Consider the following 15,585-nt stretch of genomic DNA (forward strand, 5'->3'; position numbering starts at 1 on the left):
AACGATCATGGAGAGCTTCATGGCGAAGAGAGCGCACGGCACCGGGACGGTTACCCCCTACAAGGACGGGTTCCAACTGAAGTGGTCAACGCCCGATGGAGGGCGCGGGTCGAAGGTCATCCGGCCCGCGACGAGGAAGCAGGCGGAGACGCTATTAAGAGGCATCCTCGCGGACCTCGACAAGGGCGTCTTCCACGACGAGCGCAAGGGCAACGTCCGCTTCTCGGACTTCGCCAAGGAGTACCTGGCGTTCAAGGAGAAGCAAGTCAGCTACGGCCAGTACAAGAACTACCTGAGCCTGTTGAAGACGACCATCCTCCCGACGTTCGGCGTGAAGAAGCTCAACCAGATCACGCGGCGCACGGTCGATACATGGTGGGCCAGGCACGCCCACCGCCCGGTCAACCGGAGGAATGCCTACTACTTCATCAAGGGCCTCTTCGAGCAGGCCGTGGAGTGGGACCTGTTGGCCGTCTCGCCGGTCAAGATCAAGAACGCCGGAGCCGACGCATCCAAGCAGCGCCCCGACTGGACGGTCCAGGACTTCGACGCGGTCCTGGAGCACGTGCCCGAGTTCTACCACCCCGCGCTGAACGTGATGTTCGCTGGCCACTTCCGGATCGGGGAGCTGGTGGCCCTCAACTGGTCCGACGTCCGCCACGGCTTCGTCAGCTCCACCAGGCAGAAGACCAAGGAGGGCTTCACCGCCTCCACCAAGACCGGCCAGAAGAAGCGCATTCAGCTCCTGGAGCGTGGCCGGGACGCCCTTGCCACTCTCCCGCCCGGCATCGGTGACACTCCCCTGTTCCCCGGAGAGCGCGCGTACCGGCTCCCGCGGGCCACCCTCCAGCGCGTCTGGAACGAGGCGTGCGAGGCCGCGGGCTATGAGGACTTCCACATCCACGACATCCGTCACATCTCCCTGTCGCTGGTGGCCGAATCCGGGGCGTCCGAGAAGGTGGTCCAGCAGCGCGCCGGACATGCCTCCGCGACCTCGACGCGGCGCTACATGCACACCAGCCAGAGGCAGCACGCCGAGGCCGTGGAGAACGTGGACATGCTCATCAAGAAGATCTCCAGGGCGTCGTGAAAGAGCGTTGCCCCCGGACCGGACTGTCGTGCGCGACGGGATACAACCGCGGCTGCCGGTGCGATGCGTGCCGTGCTTTCAACTCCGCGCGCTCCGATGCTCGCCGTCGCAAGCTCGGTGCGAGGGTGCAGGCCCGGAAGGTCTCCTCCACGGTCTTCTGCCCACGCACTGGGAAGACGGCTGTCACGGCGTATGGGCACGGCTGCCGATGCCAGACGTGCCGGTCGGAAGCGACCCTCAGGCGACTCCGTCGTGGACCGCTGAACGCGGAGCGCATGGAACGGCTGAACGCGATAGCGCTCCATGCATTCGCGACGGACATCGAGTACGCCATCCGGATTGCCGAGGCAGCGGCGGAAGTGTACGAGCGCGTCAATTCCGAAAGTGAAGTTAGCGCGAATGCAGCATGATTAGCGCATAACGAGCAATAAAAGAGCCACCCTCTTTCCGGGGAGTACGTCCGGAAAGAGGGTGGCTCTTTGCCTCTCCGGGTGGTGGGACTCGAACCACTCCAACATCGGTGCGGCCACGACCTCCGGCACCTTCGCGCTCCCCCGCATCCCGAAGGTGCCCGCCGCACCGACCCCCGTTGGGCTCGACCAGGCCACACCCACCGGCTTCCGGTACCGCTTCTCCGGCAACGACAACGGTGGCTCCTCGATCATCCGATGGGAGAGCCAGGTGGCCACCAACACCGGCTTCAACCAGAACCTGAAGTCGATGAGCCACGCAACCAGCGGAACGCACGTCTACACCGGCCTTCGCCCGGGCCAGGTCTACTACGCCCGGTCTCGCGGCGTGAACGGCGTGGGTGCGGGGCCATGGTCCAGCGTCATCAGCATCCGGACGCTCTCTGGTGCGTACGTCCGTCGAGGCAACGCCTGGAAGCCAGTAGAGGTATTGGTGTACCGCAACGGCAAGTGGGTCCCCGCCGAGGTCTACGTGTATCGAAACGGAGCCTGGGTCTCCGCGACCTGAGCCCGACCGGAATCGTGCATCGTCCCGTAACGAATCGTGGGCGTGTCGAGATGGCAATCCACGGAATTTCTCAGGCATGGTGTAAGTAACGCAGCGGCCCGCTGCGGACAACTGAACACAGGAGGCACCATGCCTGAGAAACCCGTTACTAGCCAGATCCTGCACGAGGTGAACCGGCTGCTCGAACAGCCCATCGCCTACATCGTCATCTTCTGGCTTCTCATCAAGTAACACACAGCCTACCCCGCTTCCTCACCGAAGCGGGGTAGGCGCGTGCCGGACGATCCGCGGACAATCTATGGACAAACCTGCGGCTCCTGGGCCGTAGGCTAGGGCTCGGGAGTTGTCTCTCATTTCTGGATTTACAAGGCTTCCGGCAGAGCTTCGAAGGCGGAGGATCAGTCTTCCAAACTGATTGCGCGGGTTCGATTCCCGTCACCCCCTCTCCTTCCGCGCAGCCTCGCCCCGATCAGAGCTGCTTCCGCGTCTGCTGCGTGACCGCCTCGTAGCCCGCCGTCTCGTACATCCCGATCGCCGTCCGGTTCCCGCCGAAGACGTTGAGCTCGAGCGCCGTCGCGCCCGCAGCGCGTGCCGCGTGCTCCGCCGCCGCGAGCAGGCCGCGCCCCAGTCCCTCGCCTCGTCCACGGTCATCGTCCGCACCGTCACGCCTGGCATGCGCTCATCCTGGCAGTCCCACGCCCCGCGACGGGGACCCGCTGCGTCCAATACGCTGACAGCAGATACACGCAGTCCCCGACCGGAAGGCCCGAGCGAATGGATATGTCGTGACGGATGCGCTCCCCTCCGGACCTGTCGCGCCGCAGAGCCCACCGCACGGTGGACACCACCTGCCGAGCGTGCTGTCACAACCTCGGGATGCACGACCCTCCCACGCTACGAGCACCGGGAGCGGAGAACGTCGTCGCCCCCGCCGTCGGGTCGTCGTCGGCCTCCTCGGCGGATTCGTCGTGGTCGGCGGCCTGGCCACCGCGCAGGTGTCCGCGGACCTCGGCTATGACGACGCCCGGAGCGACTTCGAGACGGCCTCGCGCAGCTTCCAGGCGCAGAGCACGGAGGTCGATCACCGCTACGGAGAACTCGTCGAATCGACCGACGCGGGACACGTGATCCTCGACACCGGGGACACCAGCCTCCCCGTGCCCGATGACGCCTGGGACTCGTTGATGTCTGCCGTCGCCGACGGTGAGGCGATCGGCGCCGAGGTCGAGAAGGTCGCCGCGGCGACGCCTCCACAGAGCGGAAAGAAGCCGTCGTGGTTCTGGGAGCTTTTCGGAGCCACGGCGGAACTCCACGCGGACCAGGAACGGGTGGAGGACCTCGTCGACGACCTGAGGAAGGCCTCCACCGACGCCGCCGACGGCCGGATCGCCGTCTCCGAGAGCGGAATCGCGGTCGTCACGGCAGCCGGAAGCGCCGCGGATACCTTCGAGGCCGGGCACCTCTCCGCCCGCAACGACGCCGTGATCGCCCTGCGCGCCGCAGCCGCGGACGCCTCGGCCGTGACCGCCGTCGATGACGCCACCGCCTCCGTCTACGTCGCACTGCAGGAGGCGGCCGCGCAGGTCGTGGCGACCGAGGCGGAGGAGATGGCGGAGAAGGCGGGTCCGCTGCGGAACGCTCGACTCGAGATCGAGGCCTTCGCCCGCTCACTCGCTCCCGGGGTCCTGCTGGAGTTCGACTGGGCCCCCGTCGTCAACGGCGCCGGATACAACGGCAGTATGGGCGGCTACACGACCTGGTGGTGGGACACACCGGGACGCGCAGTCATCGAGCTGTCCGACTCGGTCGCGGAGCAGTGGCCCGCGGAACGCAGCAAGGCGCTCGTCGCCCACGAGGTGGGCCACGCCATCAGCGTCAAATGTCAGGACATGTACGACTCATCCACCCAGGACAGCATCGAGAAGTGGGCGACGGCCTGGGCCATCAGCATGGGCTTCACGGACGACGCCAACGGCGTATGGGCCTACGGGTATCCCCCGCAGAACTACATCGACGCCGCGGCCGGCTGCCGCTGAGACGGAAGAAGCCGCCGTGATCATCACGGCGGCTTCTCCTCTCGCTCAGTCGGCGGTCACTGACCCCGACGCTCGCGGAGCTGGGTGAGGGCGTCCTCCAGGAGCTGGACGGCCTCCTCGTCCGTGCGACGCTCCTTCACGTATGCCAGGTGCGTCTTGTACGGCTCAGCCTTGGCGACGGCAGGAGGGTTCTCCTTGTCGCGCCCGGCCGGAAGACCGGACTGCGGGTGGTCGATGATCTCCGGGATCTCCTCCTCGGGGAGACCGGCGGCGAAGTAGCGGACAGTCTCGTTGCCGAGACCGTCCCAGTACGACACCGCGATGCGGTCGGCGTGGTAGCCGTGGTCCTGCTCCCCCATGGGACCGGAACCGACACGGGTACCGCGGATCGCGTTTCCACCGGTAGCCATCAGATCACCTCGAACTTCGTGATGAGGCCGAGCGCCACGATGGCGATGAACCACGTGAGCGCCAGGACGACGGTGAAGCGGTTCAGGTTCCGCTCCGCGAGACCGGAGGAGCCGACCGCAGTGGTCATGCCGCCGCCGAACATGTCGGACAGGCCGCCGCCGCGACCCTTGTGCAAGAGGATGAGGAGAGTCAGCAGGACGCTGGTGATGCCCAGCACGACCTGCAGGACGAACTCGAGAATTGCCACGGAAAGAGCCTTTCGCTGGGGCCGGAGCGCCCCCGTAACGGTCAAGTATACGGTGCAGCGGGGCCGGAGCCCCGCCGCACTCACACGCCGACGTGCTTCTCGAAGCGGATGATCGCCGCGAACTCGTCGACGACGAGGCTCGCGCCGCCGACCAGAGCGCCGTCCACGTCGGGCTCGCGCATGAAGCTGGCGATGTTGGCCGCCTTGACCGAGCCGCCGTAGAGGATGCGGGTGCGGGCCGCCGCCTCGTCACCGAGGACCTTCGCGATCACACCGCGGAGCGCCGCGCAGACGTCCTGCGCCTGCTGCGGAGTGGCCGCCTGGCCCGACCCGATGGCCCAGACGGGCTCATACGCCACGACGATGTCAGCCGACGGGGAGACGCCCTGGAGGGCGGCCTCGAGCTGTCCGGCCGGAACCGCGCTGGCACCGAACTTCTCCAGGTCCTCCGCCGTCTCGCCGACGCAGATCACCGGGGAGAGGCCGTGCTTGAGCGCAGCCTTCACCTTGCCGGCCACGATCTCGTCGGACTCCGCGTGGTACTCGCGACGCTCGGAGTGTCCGATGATGACGTACTTCGCGTCGAGCTTCGCCAGGAACGCCCCGGAGATCTCGCCCGTGTACGCACCGGAGTCGTGCGCCGAGACATCCTGTGCACCGAACGCGAACGGGATCTTGTCAGCATCGATCAGCGTCTGCACGCTGCGGATGTCCGTGAAGGGCGGGAAGACCGCCACCTCCACGGATCCGTCCTCGTGCTTGGCGTCCTTCAGCGTCCAGTGCAGCTTCTGCACGAACGCCACCGCCTGCAGGTGGTCCAGGTTCATCTTCCAGTTGCCCGCGATCAGCGGGGTACGGGAGCTCACGCCCATCCGAGGACCTCCAGCCCAGGTAGTTTCTTGCCCTCGAGGAATTCGAGGGATGCGCCGCCGCCGGTCGAGATGTGCCCGAACTGGTCGTCGGTGAATCCCAGCTGGCGGACGGCTGCGGCGGAGTCGCCGCCGCCGACGACGCTCAGGCCGTCGACCTCGGTCAGCGCCTGCGCGACCGCCTTGGTACCCGCGGCGAAGGCGGGGAACTCGAACACACCCATCGGGCCGTTCCAGAACACCGTCTTCGATCCGCGGATGACCTCGGCGAAGCGCGCCGCGGTCTCCGGCCCGATGTCCAGGCCGATGCCCGACGAGCCGAACGCCGTCTCCTCGATCGCGTCCGCGGCGGCCACCTCGTAGTCCGCGTCGGCGCCGAAGGACGCGGCGACGACCACGTCGGTGGGGAGCACGAGCTCCACGCCGCGCTCGGCCGCCTCGGCGATGTAGCCCCGGACGGTATCGAGCTGGTCCTCCTCGAGGAGGCTCGACGCGACGGCATGACCCTGCGCCTTCAGGAAGGTGAAGAGCATGCCACCGCCGACGAGGATGCGGTCCACCCGCGGCAGCAGGTGGGAGATGACTCCGAGCTTGTCGCTGACCTTGGACCCACCGAGCACCACCGCGTACGGACGCTCCGGGTTCTCCGTCAGGCGGTCGAGCACGTCGAGCTCGGTCGCGATCAGGAGGCCGGCCGCCGAGGGCAGCAGCTTCGCGAGGTCGTAGACGCTCGCCTGCTTGCGGTGCACGACGCCGAAGCCGTCGGAGACGAGCACGTCGCCCAGCTCCGCGAGCTGCGCCGCGAAGGCACCACGCTCGGCGTCGTCCTTCGAGGTCTCCCCGGGGTTGAACCGGAGGTTCTCGATCACGACGACCTGGCCGTTCTCGAGGGACGCCACGGCATCCTTCGCGGCCTCGCCGACCGTGTCGCCCGCGAAGGCGACCGGCGCGCCGAGCAGCTCGGACAGTCGCTGGGCGACCGGCTCGAGGCTGTACTGCGGGTCGGGGGCGCCGTCGGGACGGCCGAGGTGCGAGCAGACGACGACGCGGGCGCCCGCGTCGATGAGGGTCTTCAGGGTCGGCAGCGAGGCGCGGACACGGCCATCGTCCGTGATGATCCCGTCCCGCAGGGGGACGTTCAGATCACAACGGACGATGACGCGCTTGCCCTCGAGCGAACCCAGTGAGTCCAGGGTGCGCAGAGTCATGTGTCGGAGCTCAGATGCGCTCGGCGACGTACTCGGTCAGGTCGACGAGACGGTTGGAGTAGCCCCACTCGTTGTCGTACCAGCTCGAGACCTTGATCAGGTTGCCGCTGACGTTGGTGAGCGTGGAATCGAAGATCGACGAGTGCGGGTTGTGCACGATGTCGCTCGACACGATCGGGTCCTCGTTGTACTGCAGGTACCCGGCCAGACGACCCTCGGCCGCAGCCTTCTTGTAGGCCTCGTTGACCTCGTCCACCGTGAGGTTCTCGCGGTCCGTGATGAGCGTCAGGTCGACGATCGAGCCCGTGGGAACCGGCACGCGGTAGGAGGAGCCGCTGAGCTTGCCGTTCAGCTCCGGGAGGACGAGGCCGATGGCCTTCGCGGCACCCGTCGAGGCCGGCGTGATGTTGATCGCGGCGGCGCGGGCGCGGCGGAGGTCCTTGTGCGGACCGTCCTGCAGGTTCTGGTCGGCGGTGTAGGCGTGGGCCGTCATCATGAAGCCACGGTCGATGCCGAAGGCGTCGTTGAACACCTTGGCCAGCGGCGCGAGGCAGTTCGTCGTGCAGGAGGCGTTGGAGATGATGTGGTCCGTCTCCGGGTTGTACGTCTCCTCGTTCACGCCCATGACGATGGTGCGGTCGTCACCCGTGGCCGGAGCCGAGATGAGGACCTTCTTCGCACCGGCGTCGATGTGCTTGCGCGCGGCGTCGGCGTTGGTGAAGAAGCCGGTGGACTCGATGACGATGTCCACGCCCAGCTCGCCCCACGGGAGGTTGGCGGGGTCACGCTCTGCGAAGGCCTTGATCTCCTTGCCGTCGACGGTGATGCTGTCGTCGTCGTACGTGATCTCGGCGTCGAGGACGCCGCTGACCGAGTCGTACTTCAGCAGGTGTGCCAGGGTCTTGTTGTCGGTGAGGTCGTTGACCGCGACGATCTCAAGGTCTGCTCCCTGCGCGAGAGCTGCGCGGAAGTAGTTGCGTCCGATGCGGCCGAAGCCGTTGATACCGATCTTGACAGACACTCAGGTCTCCCTGTTTCTCATGCGCCGAGCGCCGCCGTCGAGCGTGCGCCATGCGCGGGTTTTTTGGCTGAGATGGCGCCCCGACGAGCCCTGGGCCCGCCGGGACGCGACCCGATTACGACAGTACCAGCAGGCCGTTCGTCTGCTGACGGGCGACCTCGAGGCGCTGGGCGACGTTCTCCCAGTTGGCGATGTTCCACGCGGCCTTGACGTAGTCGGCCTTCACGTTGAGGTAGTCGAGGTAGAAGGCGTGCTCCCACATGTCCAGCTGGAACAGCGGGATGGTGCCCTGCGCGGCGTTCGACTGCTGGTCGAAGAGCTGCTGGATGATGAGGCGCGAGCCGATCGAGTCCCAGCTCAGGACGGCCCAGCCGGAACCCTGGATCCCGGTGGCGGCGGCGGTGAAGTGCGCCTGGAACTTCTCGAAGGAGCCGAAGTACTCGTCGATGGCCGCCTTGAGCTCGCCCTCGGGCTGGCCGCCGCCGTTCGGCGAGAGGTTGGTCCAGAAGATCGAGTGGTTGACGTGCCCGCCGAGGTTGAACGCGAGGTCCTTCTCGAGCTTGTTCACGTTCGCGAGGTTGCCGCTCTCGCGGGCCTCGGCCAGCTGCTCCAGCGCGGTGTTGGCGCCCGCGACGTAGGTCGCGTGGTGCTTGTCGTGGTGCAGCTCCATGATCTTGCCGCTGATGTGCGGCTCGAGAGCGGCGAAGTCGTAGGGAAGGTCGGGGAGCGTGTAGGTTGCCATATCGCATTCATCCAATCCGCGCCGCGCCGCGGCGCTTGCCGATGCTCCGCGTCGCCGATGTGCGACGGAGAGCGGACGACTTTCATCCTACTGACGACAACGCCTCGGGTGTCCGGATCCTTCCGGGGGTTGACACGCCGTCCAGGGCGGCGTCACCCGGGTCAGACGTCGAGCCCGGCGGGGACGGCGGCCTCGGTCCCCGGGATGCCCTCCTGCTGGGCACGCTTATCCGCCATCGCCAGTAGGCGGCGGATGCGGCCGGCCACGGCGTCCTTGGTGAGCGGAGGGTCGGCGTGGTGTCCCAGCTCGTCGAGGCTGGCATCGCGGTGCGCGAGGCGGAGCTCGCCGGCGACACGGAGGTGGTCGGGCACCTCGTCGGCCAGGATCTCGAGAGCGCGCTCGACACGGGCGCACGCCGCCACGGCGGCCTGCGCGGAACGGCGGAGGTTCGCGTCGTCGAAGTTGACGAGACGGTTGACGCCGGCGCGCACCTCGCGGCGCTGTCGCAGCTCCTCCCAGGCGAGAGCGGTGCGCTGGGCGCCCATCTCGCTGAGGATGGTGCGGATGGCCTCGCCCTCGCGGACGACGACGCGGGGAAGCCCGCGGACCTCGCGGGCCTTCGCGGCGACGCCGAGACGGTGAGCGGCACCCACGAGCGCCATGGCCGCCTCGGACGACGGGCAGGCGACCTCGAGCATGGCGGAGCGGCCCGGCTCGCTGAGCGTCCCCGCGGCGAGGAACGCCCCGCGCCAGAGACCGGCGACCTCCGCACGGGAACCCGTTGTGAGGCGGTTCGGGAGTCCGCGGACCGGGCGGCGACGCTGGTCGAGCAGTCCGGTCTGGCGGGCCAGGGTCTCCCCCTGCGCGATGACCCGAACGGCCCAGCGGGCGCCGTCGTTGGCGGTGCTCGACTGCACCTGGGCGATCTCCGGACGGACGCCGTAGATCTCGGCGAGGTCACGGGCCACACGGCGGGCGAGGGTCTCGGCATCGACCTCCGCTTCCACCGCCACACGGCCGGCGATGGAGTGCAGACCACCGGCGAACCGGAGGATGGCCGTCACCTCAGCGACGCGCACCGTGGGGGGTGCATTGCGGATGCTGACGAGCTCAGCCTTGACGTCGGTGGTTAGTGCCACGAGACTCCTTCACGTTCACGCGCCGGGTCGCGACGCAAACCTCCAGCTTACTCGCTCGGGGGCCTATTCCCTGCCGAGGTCGCGGTGGCGGACGTTGACCGCGACGCCCGGGATTCCCGCCAGTCGACGGGCGAGCTCCTCGGACATGGCGACAGAACGGTGCTTGCCGCCCGTGCACCCGATGGCGATCGTGGAGTGGCTCTTGTTCTCGCGCTGGTACCCCTCGAGGACGGGGACGAGAGCCTTCGCGTAGGCGTCGAGGAACTCCTCCGCACCGTCGCGGGAGAGCACGTACTCCCGTACCGTCTCGTCCTGCCCCGTGAGTCCGCGGAGGTCTTCGTTCCAGTACGGGTTCGGCAGGAACCGCATGTCGGCGACGACGTCGACGTCGGTGGGGAGCCCGTATTTGAATCCGAAGCTGAGCAGCGTGACCCGGTGCCGCGCCTCCCCCTCCTCGGAGAAGATGTCGGACACCTTCGTCGCCAGCTGATGGATGTTCAACGCCGTGGTGTCGATCACGAGGTCTGCGGCCTCGCGGATCGGCGCCAGCCGGGTGCGCTCGGTGCGGATGCCGTCGAGAAGCGTCCCATCGCCCTGGAGCGGGTGGGGGCGACGCACCGCCTCGAACCGACGGACGAGGACGTCGTCGGACGCATCGAGGAACAGCACGCGGATCGATCCCCGGGTGCGCAGCACACGCGCCACCTCGGGGAAGTCGTCGAAGAGGTTGCGACCGCGGACGTCGACCACCGCGGCGACCTTCGGCAGCGAATCCCCGCCCATGCCGGTGAGGTCGAGCAGCGGACGAAGAATCTGCGGCGGCAGGTTGTCCACGACGTACCAGCCGAGATCCTCGAGCGCATTGGCCACCGTGGTGCGCCCCGCGCCGGACATCCCGGTGACGATGAGGAACTCGCCCTTCTCCCCGTCAGACATCGCTACTCACTGCTCCTTCTCCCCCTCGGCCTCCCAGCCTAGCGAGTGGACAGGTGCGTATGGATGTTCTGGGCCAGCACCGGTCCGATCCCCTGGACCTCCTGGATCTGGTGGGGTTCGGCGGAGCGCAGCGCCGTGACCGAGCCGAAGTGCTTCAGCAGGACCTTGATCCGCGACGCACCCAGACCGGGCACCTCGGCGAGCACCGTCGTGATGTCCTTCTTGCGCTTCTTCCGCTGGTGCGTGATGGCGAATCGATGCGCCTCATCGCGGAGCCGCTGGAGCAGGTAGAGAGATTCGCTGGTCCGCGGGAGGATGACGGGGAAATCGTCTCCCGGAAGCCAGATCTCCTCCAGGCGCTTGGCGATGCCGCAGACGGCGATCTCGGTGTGTCCGGAGTCGCGGAGGGCTCGGGCAGCGGCCTCGACCTGGGGCTGCCCTCCGTCCACGAGCAGCAGCTGCGGTGGGTAGGCGAACCGGGGCTTCCGGCGCACACCCGCCTCGCCGACGTCTTCCGCGACCACCTCGTCGGTGGTCGGGTCGACGGTCTCCTGCTCCTCCGGGCGGTCGAGGTAGGCCAGCCGACGCCGCAGCACCTGGTACATGGAGTCGGTGTCGTCCGTGGTCTCCGCGATGTTGAAGGTGCGGTACTGGTCCTTGCGGGGCAGCCCGTCCTCGAACACGACCATGGAAGCGACCACGTTCGTTCCCCCGAGGTGCGAGATGTCGAAGCACTCGATCCGGAGCGGCGCCTCCTCCATGCCCAGCGCTTCCTGCAGGTCGGTCAGCGCCTGCGTGCGCGCGACGTAGTCGCTCGTCCGACGCGTCTTGTGCCTGATCAGCGCCTGCTGGGCGTTCAGGGTAGCCGTGCGCATGAGGTCGGCCCGCTGGCCGCGGTGCGCCACCGCGATCTCGACCTTCCGGCCTCGACGTTCACGCAACCACACCTCCAGCTCGGAGGCGTCGTCGGGAAGCACCGGGACGAGGATGCGGCGCGGCACGTCCTGCGCCTCCCCGTAAGCCTGCTGGAGGACCTGCTCCACGAGCTCCCCGCCGGAGATGTCGATCTCCTTCTCGATCGTCAGGGCCCGGACCCCTCGAACACGACCGCCGCGGATGACGAAGTGCTGCACCGCGGCCGCGAGCTCGTCCTCGGCGATGCCGAACAGGTCGGCGTCCTCGTCCGCCGGCAGCACGAGGGCGCTCTTGCCGAGCACGGCCTCGATCGCGGAGAGCTTGTCCCGGAACTTCGCGGCCGCCTCGTAGTCCATCGCCGCCGACGCGGCGAGCATGCGTTGCGTGAGCTCGCGCGTGAAGCGTTCGTCACCGCCCGCCATGAACGCGACGAAATCGTCGACCATGGCGCGATGCTCCTCGATCGACACCGTCATCGAGCACGGCCCGCCGCACTTGCCGATCTGCCCGGGGAAGCACGGGCGGCCCGTCTGCATCGCACGCTTGTAGCTCGCGTCGCTGCAGGTGCGGATGGGGAATGCCTTGATCATCAGGTCGATGGTCTCGTGCACCGCCCAGACCTTCGGATAGGGACCGAAGTAGCGGGCCCCCGGGATCTTCCGGTTCCGAGTCACGAGCACGCGCGGCGCCTCGTCGCCCAGCGTCACGGCCATGAACGGGTACGACTTGTCGTCCCGGTACTTGACGTTGAACGGCGGATCGAACTCCTTGATCCACATGTACTCGAGCTGGAGGGAGTCGACGTCGGTGGGCACGACCGTCCACTCCACCGACGCCGCCGTCGTCACCATCCGACGCGTGCGCTCATGCAGCGTCCGCAGCGGAGCGAAGTAGTTCGACAGCCGCTGACGGAGGTTCTTCGCCTTCCCGACGTACAGCACCCGGCCGTTGGCGTCGCGGAAGCGGTACACCCCCGGGTCGGTCGGGATCTCGCCCGCCCGGGGCTTGTACGGCAGCACGTCGGCCATCAGCTGGCCTTCCGCGCAGAGCGCCCCTCACCCAGGATCTCGGCGAGGAACTGGCCGGTGTGGCTCTCCTCGACCCGCGCGATCTGCTCCGGCGTGCCGGTGGCGAGGATCGTGCCACCGCCGGACCCGCCCTCCGGACCCAGGTCGATCACCCAGTCGGCCGACTTGATCACGTCGAGGTTGTGCTCGATCACGATCACCGTGTTGCCCTTGTCGACCAGACCGTTCAGCACCTCGAGGAGCTTGCGCACGTCTTCGAAGTGCAGACCCGTCGTCGGCTCGTCGAGCACGTAGATGCTCCGACCGTTGCTGCGGCGCTGGAGCTCGGTCGCGAGCTTCACGCGCTGCGCCTCACCACCGGAGAGCGTGGTCGCGGACTGCCCGAGGCGGACGTACCCCAGCCCCACGTCGACGAGGGTCTTCATGTAGCGGTGGATGGCCTGGATCGGCTCGAAGAACTCGGCCGCCTCCTCGATGGGCATCTCCAGCACCTCGGCGATGTTCTTGCCCTTGTAGTGCACGGCGAGGGTGTCGCGGTTGTACCGCTTGCCGTGGCACACCTCGCAGTCCACGTACACGTCCGGGAGGAAGTTCATCTCGATCTTGATCGTGCCGTCACCCGAGCAGGCCTCGCAGCGTCCGCCCTTGACGTTGAAGCTGAACCGGCCCGGCTGGTAGCCGCGGACCTTCGCCTCGGGCGTCTCGCTGAAGAGCGTGCGGATGCGGTCGAAGACGCCGGTGTAGGTCGCCGGGTTCGATCGCGGGGTGCGGCCGATCGGCGCCTGGTCGACGTGCACGACCTTGTCGAGGTTGTCGAGGCCGGTCACGCGGGTGTGCTTGCCCGGCACCGTTCGCGCGCCGTTGAGCCGCGACGCGAGCACCTGGTACAGGATGTCGTTCACGAGGGACGACTTCCCGGATCCGCTAACGCCGGTGACCGCGGTGAGGACGCCGAGCGGGAAGTCCGCCGTGACGTTGCGGAGGTTGTTGGCGCGCGCGCCCACGACGCTCAGCATGCGCTTCTTGTCGATCTTCCGGCGCTTCGCCGGCATCGGGATCTCTCGACGGCCCGAGAGGTAGTCGCCGGTCATGGAGTCGGTGTCGGCGAGAAGCGCGGAGTACGGCCCGGAGTGGACCACCGCTCCGCCGTTCACACCCGCGCCGGGACCGATGTCGACCACCCAGTCCGCGGCCTCGATCGTCTCTTCGTCGTGCTCGACGACGATCAGGGTGTTCCCGAGATCGCGCAGCGTGAGCAGCGTCTCGATGAGACGCCGGTTGTCGCGCTGGTGCAGTCCGATCGACGGCTCGTCGAGGACGTAGAGCACGCCGGTCAGCCCGGAGCCGATCTGCGTGGCGAGGCGGATGCGCTGGGCCTCGCCACCCGACAGCGAGCCGGCCGAACGGCTGAGGTTGAGGTAGGACAGACCGACCTGGAGGAGGAAGTCGAGGCGCAGCCGGATCTCACGGAGCACCTGGGCGGCGATCTTGGCCTCGCGGTCGGTGAGGTGCAGCTTCTCCATGAAGGCCCGGGCGTCGGCCAGGCTCAGGTGCGAGACCTCGGCGATGGAGTGACCGTGCACCTGCACGGCCAGCACCTCGGGCTTGAGACGGTCGCCGTTGCAGACCGGGCACGGGACCTCGCGGAGGTACTCGCCCCACCGGCTGCGCTGGGTGTCTGACTCGGCCTGCAGGTACTGCCGCTCGATGTACGGCACCACGCCCTCGAAACCGGAGGCATAGCGCATCTCACGGCCGTAGCGGTTCTTCCACTTGACGGTGACCTTGTAGTTCTCTCCGCGCAGGACTGCTTCCTTGACGTCGGAGTGCAGTTCGCGCCACGGGGTGTCGAGGGAGAAGTCGAGGTCGCGGGAGAGTCCTTCGAGCAGGCGCTCGTAGTACTGGAAGAGCCCCTTGCCCTGCGTGGTCCACGGGATGATGACGCCCTCGCGGATCGAGAGGTCTTCGTCGCCGAGCATCAGATCGACGTCCACCGACATGCGGGTGCCGAGGCCCGAGCAGGCGGGGCAGGCGCCGAACGGCGCGTTGAAGGAGAACGTGCGCGGCTCGATCTCGGTGAGGGTGAGCGCGTGGCCGTTGGGGCACGCGAGCTTCTCCGAGAAGGTCTGCCAGGCGTCGTCTCCCTCGCCGTCGACGTAGTTGATCTGCACCACACCGCCGGCGAGTCCGAGAGCGGTCTCCACCGAGTCGGTCACACGTCCGAGGATGTCCGGCGAGGCGACGAGGCGGTCGACGACCACGGCGATGTCGTGCTTGTAGCTCTTCTTGAGCGTCGGCGGCTCGGCCAGCTGGATGAGCTCGCCGTCGACGATCGCCCGCGAGTACCCCTTCGCCCCGAGCTCCCGGAACAGGTCGACGAACTCGCCCTTCTTCTGCGAGACGATCGGCGCGACGACCTGGTAGCGGGTGCGCTCCGGGAGCTCCATGAGCTGGTCGGCGATCTGCTGGACGGTCTGACGCTGGATCTTCTCCCCGCACACCGGACAGTGCGGAACGCCGATGCGCGCCCAGAGCAGACGCATGTAGTCGTAGATCTCGGTGATCGTGCCGACCGTCGACCGAGGGTTGCGGTTCGTCGACTTCTGATCGATCGAGACCGCCGGGCTCAGCCCCTCGATGAAATCGACGTCCGGCCGGTCGACCTGGCCGAGGAACTGTCGCGCGTAGGCGCTCAGCGACTCGACGTACCGACGCTGCCCCTCGGCGAAGATCGTGTCGAAGGCGAGGCTCGACTTCCCCGATCCGGAGAGGCCGGTGAAGACCACCAGCGAGTCACGGGGGATGTCGATGTCGACGTTCTTGAGATTGTGCACGCGGGCGCCGCGGACACTGAGTTTTCCTGGGGAAGCAACGGGGACGATGGGCACCGAACAAGTCTACGAGGGGCCACGGACATCGGCTCCGAGAACGCCCAACGCTTGGGCTCCCGGCGAGGTGGCTTCCT

Annotated in this window: 14 protein-coding genes and 1 pseudogene; 4 read left to right on the forward strand and 11 right to left on the reverse strand. The window is 67.7% G+C overall.

Annotation, left to right across the window (positions count from 1 at the left end; all coding sequences use genetic code 11):
• Nucleotides 1–19 precede the first annotated feature (19 nt).
• The 3 genes from BLU02_RS03605 (at nucleotide 20) to BLU02_RS03610 (ending at nucleotide 2,068) form a co-directional block, all read left to right on the forward strand.
• Nucleotides 20–1,090, forward strand: coding sequence for a tyrosine-type recombinase/integrase (locus BLU02_RS03605; protein ID WP_060921186.1), 1,071 nt, complete (start codon nucleotides 20–22; stop codon nucleotides 1,088–1,090).
• Between the two features lie 275 nt (nucleotides 1,091–1,365).
• On the forward strand, nucleotides 1,366–1,500 hold the full coding sequence (locus tag BLU02_RS17835; protein ID WP_255218685.1) for a hypothetical protein: 135 nt from the start codon (nucleotides 1,366–1,368) through the stop codon (nucleotides 1,498–1,500).
• Between the two features lie 61 nt (nucleotides 1,501–1,561).
• Nucleotides 1,562–2,068, forward strand: a complete 507-nt coding sequence (locus BLU02_RS03610) for a fibronectin type III domain-containing protein (protein ID WP_060921187.1) — start codon at nucleotides 1,562–1,564, stop codon at nucleotides 2,066–2,068.
• 469 nt (nucleotides 2,069–2,537) lie between these two features.
• Here the strand turns inward: BLU02_RS03610 and BLU02_RS03615 are convergent.
• Nucleotides 2,538–2,699: pseudogene (locus tag BLU02_RS03615) on the reverse strand (GNAT family N-acetyltransferase); the annotation flags it as partial.
• Nucleotides 2,700–3,036: 337 nt separating this feature from the next.
• On the opposite strand from BLU02_RS03615, the gene BLU02_RS03620 reads away from it, so the two are divergent.
• Nucleotides 3,037–4,104, forward strand: a complete 1,068-nt coding sequence (locus tag BLU02_RS03620) for a hypothetical protein (protein ID WP_060921188.1) — start codon at nucleotides 3,037–3,039, stop codon at nucleotides 4,102–4,104.
• 56 nt (nucleotides 4,105–4,160) lie between these two features.
• On the opposite strand, the gene BLU02_RS03625 is transcribed toward BLU02_RS03620, so the two are convergent.
• From BLU02_RS03625 to uvrA, 10 genes are all read right to left on the reverse strand, one after another.
• Nucleotides 4,161–4,514: an RNA polymerase-binding protein RbpA gene (locus BLU02_RS03625; protein ID WP_025105022.1), complete on the reverse strand. Its 354-nt coding sequence runs from the start codon at nucleotides 4,512–4,514 to the stop codon at nucleotides 4,161–4,163.
• Nucleotides 4,514–4,762, reverse strand: coding sequence for a preprotein translocase subunit SecG (gene secG, locus BLU02_RS03630; protein WP_025105023.1), 249 nt, complete (start codon nucleotides 4,760–4,762; stop codon nucleotides 4,514–4,516). The genes BLU02_RS03625 and secG overlap by 1 nt, the downstream gene beginning before the upstream one ends.
• A gap of 80 nt (nucleotides 4,763–4,842) precedes the next feature.
• Complete coding sequence (gene tpiA, locus BLU02_RS03635) at nucleotides 4,843–5,634, reverse strand: triose-phosphate isomerase (protein ID WP_025105024.1); 792 nt, start codon at nucleotides 5,632–5,634, stop codon at nucleotides 4,843–4,845.
• A complete protein-coding gene (locus tag BLU02_RS03640; RefSeq protein ID WP_060921189.1) occupies nucleotides 5,625–6,839 on the reverse strand; it encodes a phosphoglycerate kinase in 1,215 nt (404 codons plus the stop codon). Before BLU02_RS03640 ends, tpiA begins: the two co-directional genes overlap by 10 nt.
• A 10-nt stretch (nucleotides 6,840–6,849) precedes the next feature.
• Entirely contained in the window at nucleotides 6,850–7,860 is a 1,011-nt protein-coding gene (gene gap, locus BLU02_RS03645) for a type I glyceraldehyde-3-phosphate dehydrogenase (protein WP_025105026.1), read from the reverse strand.
• A 115-nt stretch (nucleotides 7,861–7,975) separates the two neighbouring features.
• A complete protein-coding gene (locus tag BLU02_RS03650) occupies nucleotides 7,976–8,602 on the reverse strand; it encodes a superoxide dismutase (RefSeq protein WP_060921190.1) in 627 nt (208 codons plus the stop codon).
• Between the two features lie 161 nt (nucleotides 8,603–8,763).
• Nucleotides 8,764–9,741 carry a DNA-binding protein WhiA gene (gene whiA, locus BLU02_RS03655; RefSeq protein ID WP_060921191.1) on the reverse strand — a complete coding sequence of 326 codons (978 nt, stop codon included), beginning with the start codon at nucleotides 9,739–9,741 and terminating at the stop codon, nucleotides 8,764–8,766.
• 63 nt (nucleotides 9,742–9,804) lie between these two features.
• Nucleotides 9,805–10,677 carry an RNase adapter RapZ gene (gene rapZ, locus BLU02_RS03660; protein WP_060921192.1) on the reverse strand — a complete coding sequence of 291 codons (873 nt, stop codon included), beginning with the start codon at nucleotides 10,675–10,677 and terminating at the stop codon, nucleotides 9,805–9,807.
• Nucleotides 10,678–10,715: 38 nt separating this feature from the next.
• Complete coding sequence (gene uvrC, locus BLU02_RS03665) at nucleotides 10,716–12,620, reverse strand: excinuclease ABC subunit UvrC (protein WP_060921193.1); 1,905 nt, start codon at nucleotides 12,618–12,620, stop codon at nucleotides 10,716–10,718.
• Nucleotides 12,620–15,508, reverse strand: a complete 2,889-nt coding sequence (gene uvrA / locus BLU02_RS03670) for an excinuclease ABC subunit UvrA (protein WP_060921194.1) — start codon at nucleotides 15,506–15,508, stop codon at nucleotides 12,620–12,622. Before uvrA ends, uvrC begins: the two co-directional genes overlap by 1 nt.
• Nucleotides 15,509–15,585: the final 77 nt, after the last annotated feature.

The sequence above is a fragment of the Microbacterium paraoxydans genome, from assembly GCF_900105335.1.
Classification (GTDB): Bacteria; Actinomycetota; Actinomycetes; order Actinomycetales; family Microbacteriaceae; genus Microbacterium; species Microbacterium paraoxydans.